Source organism: Aminiphilus sp., assembly GCF_029975095.1.
Classification (GTDB): domain Bacteria; phylum Synergistota; class Synergistia; order Synergistales; family Aminiphilaceae; genus Aminiphilus.
Map to the genome: position 1 here is coordinate 1 of NZ_JARKPW010000090.1, position 12155 is coordinate 12155.

11 protein-coding genes and 1 pseudogene are annotated in these 12155 nt (G+C 60.1%); 7 read left to right on the forward strand and 5 right to left on the reverse strand.

Annotated features, from left to right (window positions below):
- Positions 1–108 precede the first annotated feature (108 nt).
- The 5 genes from Q1K49_RS05335 to Q1K49_RS05355 all read right to left on the reverse strand — a co-directional run bounded on the left by Q1K49_RS05335 (position 109) and on the right by Q1K49_RS05355 (position 3955).
- Complete coding sequence (locus tag Q1K49_RS05335; protein ID WP_300523650.1) at positions 109–444, reverse strand: DRTGG domain-containing protein; 336 nt, start codon at positions 442–444, stop codon at positions 109–111.
- Positions 441–1757: a [Fe-Fe] hydrogenase large subunit C-terminal domain-containing protein gene (locus Q1K49_RS05340; RefSeq protein ID WP_300523652.1), complete on the reverse strand. Its 1317-nt coding sequence runs from the start codon at positions 1755–1757 to the stop codon at positions 441–443. Before Q1K49_RS05340 ends, Q1K49_RS05335 begins: the two co-directional genes overlap by 4 nt.
- Entirely contained in the window at positions 1754–2221 is a 468-nt protein-coding gene (locus tag Q1K49_RS05345; protein WP_300523655.1) for an ATP-binding protein, read from the reverse strand. The genes Q1K49_RS05340 and Q1K49_RS05345 overlap by 4 nt, the downstream gene beginning before the upstream one ends.
- Positions 2218–2592, reverse strand: coding sequence for a DRTGG domain-containing protein (locus tag Q1K49_RS05350; RefSeq protein WP_213694161.1), 375 nt, complete (start codon positions 2590–2592; stop codon positions 2218–2220). Before Q1K49_RS05350 ends, Q1K49_RS05345 begins: the two co-directional genes overlap by 4 nt.
- A gap of 151 nt (positions 2593–2743) precedes the next feature.
- The gene (locus Q1K49_RS05355; RefSeq protein WP_300523658.1) at positions 2744–3955 is read right to left on the reverse strand and encodes an ABC transporter substrate-binding protein; all 1212 of its coding nucleotides are present in this window, start codon (positions 3953–3955) and stop codon (positions 2744–2746) included.
- 84 nt (positions 3956–4039) lie between these two features.
- Here Q1K49_RS05355 and Q1K49_RS05360 point away from each other — a divergent pair, with 84 nt between their 5' ends.
- From Q1K49_RS05360 to Q1K49_RS05390, 7 genes and pseudogenes are all read left to right on the forward strand, one after another.
- Positions 4040–5422 carry a sodium:solute symporter family protein gene (locus Q1K49_RS05360; protein ID WP_300523660.1) on the forward strand — a complete coding sequence of 461 codons (1383 nt, stop codon included), beginning with the start codon at positions 4040–4042 and terminating at the stop codon, positions 5420–5422.
- 247 nt (positions 5423–5669) lie between these two features.
- Positions 5670–7061, forward strand: a complete 1392-nt coding sequence (locus Q1K49_RS05365; protein WP_300523663.1) for a TIGR00366 family protein — start codon at positions 5670–5672, stop codon at positions 7059–7061.
- Between the two features lie 164 nt (positions 7062–7225).
- Positions 7226–8557, forward strand: coding sequence for an amidohydrolase family protein (locus Q1K49_RS05370; RefSeq protein ID WP_300523665.1), 1332 nt, complete (start codon positions 7226–7228; stop codon positions 8555–8557).
- 61 nt (positions 8558–8618) lie between these two features.
- Entirely contained in the window at positions 8619–9800 is a 1182-nt protein-coding gene (locus Q1K49_RS05375) for a M20 family metallopeptidase (RefSeq protein ID WP_300523667.1), read from the forward strand.
- Positions 9801–9881: 81 nt separating this feature from the next.
- A complete protein-coding gene (locus tag Q1K49_RS05380; RefSeq protein WP_300523669.1) occupies positions 9882–10385 on the forward strand; it encodes an adenosine-specific kinase in 504 nt (167 codons plus the stop codon).
- 107 nt (positions 10386–10492) lie between these two features.
- Positions 10493–11644, forward strand: a complete 1152-nt coding sequence (locus Q1K49_RS05385; RefSeq protein WP_300523671.1) for an ABC transporter substrate-binding protein — start codon at positions 10493–10495, stop codon at positions 11642–11644.
- A gap of 130 nt (positions 11645–11774) precedes the next feature.
- Positions 11775–12155 (forward strand): annotated as a pseudogene (locus Q1K49_RS05390) (branched-chain amino acid ABC transporter permease); the annotation flags it as partial.

The following is a 12155-nucleotide window of genomic DNA, read 5'->3' on the forward strand; positions in this document are numbered from 1 at the left end:
AATGCGGACATGCTCGCTCCGGAACTCGCCGAATGTCCGCTCTCCGGAGAATGCGTTTCCGATCCCGACCTGGCGCGACAGCCTTCGGTTCCGGCGTTCTCCATGGCGTCAACCCCTCAGGCCGATCTCCCAGAGTTTCCCGCAGACATCGAAGGCAGCATCCTTCACCAACCCCACGGCGATGCCCTCGGCGCGACAGCGTTCAAGAAAATCAGGGCTCGGCGTTCTGCCTCCCGCGAGAATCACACAGGGAATGTCCCGCAGAACCGCCACGGCAGCAACGTTCAGATGGCCGTGGATTGTTATCCACAGAGCGTTTTCCGGAGCCGTACCCATCACATGGCTCAGGAGGTCGCCCACGATGCCCCTGGACACCTCCCGTTCCTTGTCCCCGCTATTCGCCACTTCCGCACCGAGATGAGAAAGAATCTCTCCGATGGTCATCGTTCGTCGCTCCTCGTCCGCAGTGTGTGAGGCACATTCTTCGAGAGACTCGTGATCTCCTCCGCCAGAGAGGCGATGCGATCCCGCAGTTTGAAAACACAGTCCGTCATCTCCGCATCGCCCCGGACGATATCCTCCGCCAGAGCGTGACAGGAGGGACGCCCACAGGCACCGCAATCGAGATGGGGCAGTTCCGCGTAGATGGACTTGAGCCGTTTCAACTTGGCCATGGATTCCGCGAGATCCTCTCCGAGAGGCAGTCTCTCCAAAGGCTCAATGGTCTTCTCAAGCCTCCAGATGCCGCTTTCGTAAAGATCCTCCACGGTCTTTTTCTCCTCGGGAGAAAGACGCCACTTCTGGGGAAGATTCTTCAGACGGAGATGGGCAAGAAACCTGGATTCCGCGTTGCCTATTCCTCCGACACACCCCAGGTCACAGATACGGCATTCCACGAAGTCGATGTTTTGAAGACGCCCCAATTCCAGCTCCCGCAAGAGGTCAAGGCTGTTGCGCAATCCCGATACCGCAAGTGTCCTCAAAGGGCGGCGACGGGAAAACTGGGCCATGTGCCGCGCCTCGCCTCCACGGAGCCCCCAGAGAATCCACCGCTTGTTCCCTAGGGCGGGGACATCTCGCTCCACGCGGGAACCGGCGGCGAGAAGATCACGGACAACCCGGCGCACGGACACCACATGAGCGATGGAACTTGTCTCCCGTCCCACGGGCTCCCGGACCATGGCGATTTTCGCGGGGCAGGGAGCGGCCAGCGTGATGGGACGCATGTCTCCCTTCCGCCGCTGAAGAAGCCCCGCCACTTCGAGAGGTGATTCCGCGGGGACGAGACGTCCCAACAGTTCGGGGAAGCGCGCCCGGATAAGCCGGATCATGGCCGGACAATAGGTGGAAATGAGCGGAAGCCGATCCGGCGGCGTCTCCTCGACGGTGCGGCAATTCGCGTAGGCCACCAGATCGAAGGCGACGCTCATCGCCTCCGCGAGGTCCTCCACGTCCCAGACTCCCCGCAGCGCCTCACGCACGAGGGACGCCCGCCAGTAACTGCCGAACTGCACGTAAAACGTGGGATCCGCCAAAAGGAGCGGGGAACCGTGGGCACGAAGAATGCCCCAATCATCCTCGTCGAGACCCAGGGCTTTTTCCCGGCACGTACGAAGGCATTCGCCGCAATCGATGCACAGTTCCGGGATGATGTGCACGAGCCCGTCCACCACGCGAATCGCTTCGGTGGGACAGGACTTGATGCAGTTCACGCACCCCTTGCAGACGGCATCCAGAATCCTGACGCCGGAGATCACGATCTGTCCCTCCCTTTCGCGCCTCCTGCGGAACCTTCTCCATCGAAGTGGATCACCGCACGAAGGACCGTTCCTTTTCCGAGAACAGAATCGATATGCAACACATCCGCGTTGCGTTTGATGTTCGGCAACCCCATGCCCGCACCGAATCCCATCTCTCGCACGTGATCCGGCGCCGTGGAATACCCCTCCCGCATGGCCAGATTCACATCCGCAATGCCGGGCCCCTCGTCGCGCGCAGTGAGCTCGATTCGCTCGTGGGTGATCTCCGCCCGCAGTGTTCCGCCCCGGGCGTGGATGACCAGATTCATCTCCGCCTCGTAGGTGATCACCGCCGCCCTTCGGCAAATGCTCGAGGGGACACCGAGCATCTTCAGCGTCTCCTTGATGCTGTTCGACGCCTCTCCCGCGGCGAGAAAATCTTCCCCCTCAACCGTAAACTCCGTCACGTAGGGATCTGTCAACAGACGTCCCCTCCCCGCTCTGGAATTTCGCAGGGAAGCACACCAGCCTTATAGAGCAGTCCACAGGTCTCATACATGCTTTTCTTCGCGAACAGAAGCGGCATTTTCACCTGCCTGGCGAGAGTGACAACCTCTTCCTGAGGGCGCTTGCCACGGACAAAGACCACCGCGGGAATGTCGAGCATCTGGGCGGTGCGGATAATCTGCACATTGGTAAGTCCCGTGAGAAGGAGGGACATGGGGCGGGCAAAAGCGAGAACATCGCTCATGAGATCCGCCGCGTAGGCGTACTCCACCTCCACCTCCTCCAGGCGCTCGGAGACACAGAGAACATCGGCCCCGATCAGTTCGGTCACAGTTTTCAGGTTCATGCGAAATCCCTCCTGAGGTGTACTGAAGCGGATGATTTTGCGCTTCTCTTCACATAGTAACACATTGAAAGGACTTCGTCTCCCCGTTTTTCGCGCCTCGCTTTTCACATATCGGGGAAACAGGGAGAATCGGTTCTTCCTGCGCCGGAAACTACTCCGGAAAAGCACCGGACGGAACGGAAACGATCCGTCGCAAAAACCACCCTGCTCCATCACTTTCCAGAACGGCGACCTTCCTTTCCAGGGGACGATGCGTGGCGGGATCGATGGAAAGAATTTCCTCCCCGAAAGGAATACCAGTCGCGTTTCCAAGCCGTTCCGGAAGCCTGGCGATATCCGAGGGAGGCGTCTCTCCCAATCCGCTGAGAAACCAGCGGGCAAGTGCGTAGGCCCTGGCGGCAAGTGCCGCATCGGCCACGCGGACTCGCAGGGCATCCCAGATGCGAAGCCTGAATCCGCGCAACGAAGGATCCCTCAAGAGCGGCTCGTCCTGATCGCTGAGCACCAATCCTCTTCGATCCGTGAGAAAGGGACTCATGCTTCCTCCGTACCAGATCGTAAGTGGACTTCCGGTTTCCCTGATCTGGCGCCAGAGGTCGAGTGTTCCCATCACGTCCAGAAGGCTCACGAGGATCTCGCCCCCGGCGCTTTCCGCCTCGCGAAGACGGAACCGGACATCCTTGTCTCCAGCTCCCGCAACCCACACGGGAAGAGGGACAAACCCCCGGTCCTGGAGAAGACGGTCCAGAAGAGTGCTCGATGTAGCCAGCACCGGATCCAGTCGATCCGCGACAAGAACGATTCCCGCCCCCTCCGGCATGGTACGCCGGAGTTCCTCCGCAAGTGACACGATGCGGAAACGACGAAAGAGCGACAGGGCGAACACGAAGGGTTCGGGTTGCCCGTCACCATCCCGGAGGGAGAGCCATTCTCCCCAGGCCAACAGCAGAGGCATTCCCTCAACCCGCAAGAGGGGTACCAGGGAAAGATTCGTCTCGTCGTCGGCGAAACTGAGCACCGCGATCACCCGGCGCGTCTTCCATTCCCGAATCAAGCCGGGAAAATCCAGAGGAATATCCTCACGCCCCGGAAGAGTCACCTGAAAAAACCGTACATCGTGGCCGTTGACTCCGCCGTGGCTCTCGTTGACCTCCCCGGCCGCAAAGGAGAGGGCCATCCACACGGACTCCCCTTGCGGCGAGTTCCACCCCTCGGAGGGCGGGATCACCGCTATCTGCCACATCCATCCTTCTCCGACGGGATCGACTCCCTTCGGCACCGCAAGCCCCGTTTCAGGTCCGGAGATGAAGGAAACATAGAGAAACGCGAGAAGAAACAGCACCACCCGGGTTCGACGAAACACACGAACACCTCCTGTCGACCGACTCTCTCGTTGTAGAGTATCATATCCCCGCGAGCTTCGCTGAATCCGGGGAGGTCCTGCCTCATGCTCTTCACCGTATCCGCTCTTGCCGTCATCGTTCTGTTCTTTCTCGGAGGGACGCTCTCCGGAGGTGCAACGAAAACCGCGGGAGATTTCACTCTCGGCGGACGTCGCAGTTCTTCCGCAAGCGTCGTCGGCATCCTTCTCGGCGCCCTCGTGGGAGGTGCTTCCACCGTGGGTACCGTTCAGATGGCTTACCAGTACGGCCTCTCCGCATGGTGGTTCACTCTCGGAGGCGGTCTCGGCTGCCTGGTTCTCGGCCTGTGGTTCGCCTCGCCCCTCCGGGACACGGAGCTCACCACGATCCCGCAATTTCTCCGCCTGCGCTACGGCGGCCCCACCGCCACCACCGCGATGATCGCCTCGGTTCTCGGAACGTTCATTTCCGTGGTGGCACAGTTTCTCTCGGGAATCGCCCTTCTCCAGAATGCCTTTCCCCTGTCCCCGGGGTTTGCCACGCTCGCAACGGCCTTTCTGGTGATGAGTTTCATCTTCGCCGGAGGATTGCGAAGCTTCGGCGCGCTGGGAAAGGCCAAAATCCTCTTTCTCTATCTCATTCTCGGCATCTGTGCCGGAGCGGCTTGGTTGAACGGGGCGACACCAGGGATTCTTTGGAACACCCTGCCGTCCCACCCCTTCTTCAATCTCTTCGGAAGAGGCTTCTCGAAGGACCTGGGCGCCGCGACCTCCCTTCTCGTGGGAGTCCTGAGCACTCAGATCTACATCCAGTCCATCTTTGCCGCCTCCGACGCCACGACTGCGAGACGGGGGGCCCTGCTTTCGGCGCTCATCATGCCACCACTCGGCATCCTCGGCATCTGGGTCGGACTTCATATGCGGACTGCGGGCATCATGCTCCCTCCGGCCCAGGCCCTTTCCCATTTCATCCGGATCACCTTCTCCCCTCTCGTCGCGGGGATTCTCTGGTCGGGAATTCTCATTACCGTCATCGGATGCGCGGCGGGGCTGGCCCTGGGCATCGCCACCAACCTCGTCCAGGATGTGCTTCTTCCTCTCGCAGGGAAAAGATTATCTCCCCGCTCCGTCCTCCATGCAAACCGCTGGGCCGTTTTTCTCGTCGTCCTGGCGGCGGCGGGCTTCGGTCTCCTCGGAAAGGATTCGCTCATTCTCGTCTGGAGCTACCTCAGCATGGGCCTTCGTGGAGCGGGGACCTTTCTTCCCCTGGTCTTCGCGGTTCTCTTTCCCGAAAGGATTCCGGCCCGAATCGCCTTCGCCTCCAGCGTGGGGGGCATTGCAACAACACTCCTCTGGCCGCTCGCGGGACTTGGCGGTGAGCCTCTCTTCGCAGGGCTCGCGGTGGCGGGAGCGTGTTTCCTTCCCGCCATGTTCCTCCGCTCCCGAGGCGCCGCGCCCCGGGATTCCTGAAATCTCCCCCTCTATTTCCCTCAACAGAGTGACACTTTCATATTTCAACGCTCATCAACTTGTCTGCGCCATGAGCACATGGTATATTTCGTGGGATGTCTGGACACTTGAAACATCTACGAAAATGGGGGGTGGGAATTTTCGGTAGCCTCTTCGGTGACCGCGTCGTTTCCTTTCGCAATTGTTTTCGTCATCCGCTTCTTCATCATCACTCTTCTACCCGGCAACGAGAAAGGGGACTCTGGACATGTCGGAAAGGAAATCCAAGGTACCGCATACCTTCGTGTTGCTCTTCGGGTTGATCGTCCTCGCCGTGATAGGAACCTACGTCCTCCCGGCAGGGCAGTTCGATCGTGCCAAGGACGAGCGCACCAACAGAACACTCGTGGTTCCCGGCACATACCACCACGTGGACCAAACCCCGGTCAGCCCCTTCAACACCTTCATCGCCATCCAGAAAGGCATGGTCGACGCCGGAGAGATCGTTTTCTTCGTCTTTCTCGTCTATGCGTCCTTCTTCGTGGTGCTTCAGACCGGCGCGCTCCACGCGTTCATCGGTTGGCTTCTACGTCTCCTGAAAGGCAAGGAAATCTTAGCTATACCGGTCTTCATGTACACCTTCGCTCTCGGCGGCGCCATCTTCGGCATGTACGAGGAAACGTTCGGATTCATCCCTCTCTTCGTGGGACTCGCCATTGCCATGGGATACGACGCCATCGTGGGCGTGTCCATGGTCTGCTTCGGCGTCGCCATGGGATTCGCGGCGGCGTTCATGAATCCCTTCACCGTAGGGATCGCCCAGAAGATCGCCGAGATCGACCCCCTCTTCCAGGGGATGGGGTTCCGTATCGCCTGCTGGCTCGTCATGGTCTCCATGGCAGTACTCTGGACCATGCGATATGCGAAAAAGATCAAACAGGATCCAACAAAAAGCCTCGTCTACGGATTGGACATGGGCAGTCTCGCCCTTGATCACGACGAACTCGTGAAGAGTCATTTCCGACCCAAGGACAAGGCGATCCTCGCCGTTGTAGTGGGTACCGTGGTGCTTCTCGTCTGGGGTGTCATCGAAAAGGGATGGTACTTCGACGAGATCGCAGGACTCTTCCTCATCATGGGCTTCGTCTCGGGGCTCCTCAGCGGCATGAGCCCCAGCAAACTCGCCTCCTGCTACCTCGAAGGATGTCGGGACATCGTCTTCGGCGCCCTCGTCATCGGCCTTTCCCGGGGTGTCCTCATCGTCATGCGGGAGGGACAGATCATCGACACGGTGGTCAACGGCCTTGCTCAACCGCTCTCCAACTTCCCCAGCTGGGTCGGCGCGGAGGGCATGCTCGTCGTTCAGACCCTGATCAACTTCTTCATCCCCTCCGGCTCGGGGCAGGCCGCGACGACCATGCCCATCATGGCGCCTCTCTCGGACCTTCTGGGAATTTCCCGGAACACGGCGGTGCTGGCCTTCCAGTTCGGAGACGGCTTCTCCAACATCCTCTGGCCCACCACGCTGCTTCCCGTCATCTGCAGCATCTCCAAGGTCCCCATCGAAAAGTGGTGGAAGTATTTCGTCCCCTTCTTCCTCCTTCTCTTCGTCGTGCAGATGGTCTTCGTCTGGGCGGCGGTGGCGTTCAACCTCCTGTAGCCCCGCTTCTTGTCCGACTCCGGGAGAAAGAACACGCTCCTCTCGGAGCTGGACAAGCCCGCTCTTGCACAAATCGCTCATGTGGTTCACCATGGCAGGGGAAACCCTGCCCTTTTCATGGATGCCCCTCCCGTACGGGAACGGGGAGAAAGGAGTGCCTGCACATGAATGACCTGCGCATACGAGGAGGCCTGGTGGCCGATCCCGAGAAAAAAACGCTCGTCGAGGCGTCGGTGACGATCTCCGACGGACGGATCGTGCACGTGGGCAAGGACGAAGGGGGATCGACGGAAGTTCTGGATGCGACGGGGTGCATTGTTTGCCCCGGCTTCGTGGACACGCACATGCACGATGAAGAACTCGACGACCCCCATTCGGTGGAACGTGCGCTGCTCCGACAAGGCGTGACCACCGCCCTCGCGGGCAACTGCGGTTCGGGACCTCTGCTCGGAACGATTCGACCGAAGCGACAGACTCCCTGGCTCAATCTGGGTTATCTCACGGGACATGGCATTCTCCGAGAATCTGTCGGTGTGAACGACATCTATCGCCCCGCCACACCGGACGAGACGACGAAGATGCAGGTTCTTCTGGAGCGGGAGCTTTCCGAAGGCTCCTTCGGACTCTCCCTGGGACTCGAATATGTTCCCAATACCGACCCTGCGGAAATCGCCGCCCTCGCCGACATTGTCGCGAAATTTCCCCACCGGTGGATCTCCGTCCACATCCGTTTCGACGGCCCCCGCTGCCTCGAGGCGATCCGGGAAGCCATCGACATCGCGGCGCGACACCACGTGCGCGTGCAGATCTCTCATTTCGGCAGCATGACCGCCTTCGGCCAGCTTCAAACCGCCCTGGACATGGTGGACCAGGCATACGCGACTGGAACGGACGTGACCTTCGACTGCTACCCCTATGCGGCATTCTGCACTTCCGTAGGATCCGCCGTCTTCGACCCCGGGTTCGAAGAGCGCTGGAACAAAGACGTGGGGGCTCTTGAGGCCGGATCAGGAAAATTCAAAGGGCAACGCCTCACCAAAACCATGTTCGAGGAAATGCGGTCCGAAACGCCCACCGCACTCATCATCGCCCATGTGCTGAACGAACCCGAGGTGCGCACCTGTCTCAGGCATCCCCGCTGCGCCATCGCCTCCGACGCAGTCTTGCGGAACGGTGAAGGACATCCCCGAGCCGCGGGAACGTTTCCCCGGGGACTTCGCATGCTCCGTGAGGAGGGGCTTTCCTGGCCCGACGCACTCGCCCACGCCACGAGCATCCCCGCCGAAATGACCTGGCTCGATCGCGGCACGCTCCGCCCCGGAAGCACCGCTGATCTGGTGCTCTTCGAGCCGGAACGCTTCACCGACAAGGCGACATTTTCCGACCAGCTTGCGCCTCCCGAGGGGATCCGCGCCGTTCTTCTCGGAGGACGCGTAGCCGTACGGGAGGGAACGATCACGGAGGAGCCGCTCGGGACGTTCCTCCTCCGCCGCTGAGAGACCACCGCCGACCTTCCAAACACTCGGAAGAGACCTACCTCGAAAAGGGGATGAACGCATGCACCGACTCGCTGCATTGGAAACTGAAGTACAACGGGCTCTGGAAGCCTCTGCGGAAAAGGCCTACGGCCTGAGCGACCATCTCGCGGCCAATCCTGAAGTCTCGGAACAGGAATTCGCCGCGAGCCGTCTCCACGCGGATTTTCTGAGGGAATGCGGCTTCACCGTGGAATACCCCTTTGCGGGGCTTCCCACAGCCTATTCGGCGGTCATGGGAAACGAAAAACGCCCCAAAGTGGCACTCCTCGCCGAATACGACGCGCTGCCGGAAATCGGGCACGCCTGCGGACACAACGTTCATGGCGCAATGACACTTCTCGCCGCCGCTGGACTTGCTCCGGTGATGAACCAGCTGAACGGGACCCTGTGGATCGTGGGAACTCCCGCGGAGGAAACCAACGGCGCCAAGGTCTCCATGGCGGCCCAGGGCATTTTCGACGACACGGACCTGGCCATGATGATCCATTCCGGTGCTGGAAAAAGCTTTGTACGCTACCGATGTCTCGCCATGGACGCCATCGAGTTCACCTTCAAGGGAAAGGCCGCCCACGCTGCGGCCATGCCCTGGGAAGGACACAACGCGCTGAACGGCGTGCAGCTCCTCTTCCACGCAGTGGACATGCTCCGCCAACACGTCCGACCGGAGGTGCGCATGCACGGTATCGTCCGGGAGGGCGGCGCCGCACCGAACATCGTCCCCGAAAGCGCCTCCGCCCGTTTTTATTTCCGTGCCCCCTGGCGCACCTATCTGAACGAACTTATGGAAAAAATATACAACTGTGCCAGGGGCGCCGCCCTCGCCACGGGAACCTCCGTGACATGGCGCAACTATGAGGCGAGCTTCGACAACCTGAAACCCGACCCTACCGCGGAATCCATGATGGAGGACGTCTTCCGGAACCTGAACATCCCCGTACATTCCGCTCCGGAACCGAGAGGATCCTCGGACGTGGGAAACGTGAGCTTCCGCTGCCCCGCTCTTCAGCCGGTACTCGCCCTCACGGAGGAGCCCATGGCACTGCACACGCGGGAATTCGCCGCTCTCTGCGCCTCTCCCGCCGCACACTCTGGCATCCTCCTGGGCGCGAAAGCCCTTGCCTTCGGAACACTCCGGGTATTGCTCGACGCAGAACTCCGCAAACGCATACGCGAGGATTTTCTCTCCGGCGAAGCGCAGTGAGCGCTTTTACGTTGCCAGTGCAGCCATAGCGAGCTGTTCGAAAGTTTGCTTTCGTCCGAATATCACCGGGAGGTGGAACAAATGAGTGCCGTAACGATCAAAGGGTGGTCGGTGGAACAGATGGATATTCCCGAAGGATGTAATCTCATCCTCGGCCAGAGTCATTTCATCAAGACCGTGGAGGATCTCTACGAGGCCCTCGTCACTGCGGGCCCCCGGCTCGAATTCGGCATCGCCTTCTGCGAGGCCTCCGGTCCCTGTCTCGTCCGCAGAGACGGCAACGCCCCGGACCTTGTTACAGCCGCCGTTGCCAACGCCATGAAACTTCGCACGGGACACACCTTCGTCATCCTGCTCCGGAACGGATATCCCATCAACGTGCTTGACCGCATCAAGGACGTTCAGGAAGTTTGCCGCATCGACGCAGCGACGGCAAACCCCCTTCAGGTCATTGTCTGTGAGACGGACCAGGGCCGGGGCGTCGCGGGAGTGGTGGACGGATTCGCCTCCACGGGTGTGGAGACCGAAGAGGACGTGACGGACCGCAGGCACCTGCTCCGGAACATCATCGGTTACAAGCGTTGAAATGTGCACAGGATTATGACATTTGCGACAGAGACACGATCCAGTCTTTTCTGCTACAATTCCAATTGGTCCGAATGGACATTCAATCCTATCTGGAGGTGGTTTCCTTGCGGAAACTGGCGTTGACGGTGCTTCTTCTGGCTTTGGCGGGAACGATCTGTGGAGCAGCCTTTGCGGAGGATACGATCAAGGTCGGACACATCGCCGCGCTCACCGGTGACTGGGCTGCCTACGGCAAGACCGAAGAAATGGCCGCAAAGCTCGCCCTCGATGAGATCAACGGCGCCGGAGGAGTCCTCGGCAAAAAGATCGAACTCATCGTCTACGACTGGAAAGCACGTCCCGAAGATGCCGTGAATGCCGCACGGCGACTCATTGATGAGGACAAGGTCGTCGCCATCATCGGACCCAACGGCAGCGGCGGCAACATCGCCACGGCGCCCCTCGTGAACAGCAAGCAGGTTCCCCAGATCGGCACGTTGCCCACAAACCCCCTCGTCACCGTCGGCGAGGACGGAAAGGTGAAACCCTACAATTTCCGCATCTGCTTCACCGATCCTTATCAGGGCAAACTCATCGCCAACTTCACGGCGAAGGACCTCGGCAAGATGAAAGCGGCCATCCTTTACGACGTGGCCAGCGATTATTCCCAGGGCCTCCGGGAGTTCTTCGTGGAAAGCTACAAGGAATACGGCGGCGAGATCGTGGCGGATCTCGGCTTCCGCGGCGCTCAGGATGTGGACTACCGTGCGCAGCTCACGGAGATCAAGAACAAGAACGCCGACGTGCTCGTCCTCCCCAACATGGGCAAGGAAATGGCCCTCATCATCAAACAGGCCCGGGAACTCGGCATGAACGAGATCGTCTTCATCGGCGGCGACGGCTACGGCGAGTTCATGTGGGAAATCGCCGGAGACGCCATGGAGAATTCCTACTGGATCACGCACGTGGCTCCGGAGGACCCCAACATGGCCAAGTTCTTCGCGGACTACAAGGCCAAGTACAACGACGAGTGCAAGGAATTCGCCAACGGCGTCATGGCCTATGACGCGATCTACTGGCTCAAGGACGCCATCGAACGGGCCGGCGAAGCCGATCCCGTCAAGATCCGCGACGCCCTTGAGGCGACCAAGGACCTGCAGCTCCACCACGCCACGCTCACCATCAATCCCGCCGACCACAATCCTCAGGACAAAGACGGTGTCGTTCTCATCGCCAAGGACGGCAAAGGTCAGTTCTTCAAAAAGGTCAAACCCTAGAGGAATCCGGGGTGTACTTTTTCCAGTACGCCCCGGATTCCCATCCGCGTGAAGGGCTCCTCGCTCTCCCTGCGGGGAGCCCTTCCCATTTTCGTGTTTTCTCATGCACACGAAACGAGGTGAGTCACTGTTGGGTACTCTTCTGCAGCAGATCATCAACGGCCTGTCGCTGGGATCGGTGTACGCCCTCATCGCCGTAGGCTACTCCCTGGTGTACTCGATCCTTCTCTTCTCCAACTTCGCCCACGGAAGTTTTCTCGTCATCGGGGGCTATTCCTGCTACTTCGCCCTGAAGACCCTGGGGATGAACATCTGGCTCGCGGGCGGACTGTCCCTTCTCGCCGCGGGAGCCAGCGCCATTCTCACGGAAAGACTTGCCTACAAACCGATCCGTGAGCGGACCAACGTCACCCTCTACCTTCTCATCGCCTCCATGGGCATGAGCATCGTCATCGAGAATATCTTCGTCGTCACCGTGGGAGGGCGCTTCCGTGCCCTTCCTCCGGTCATT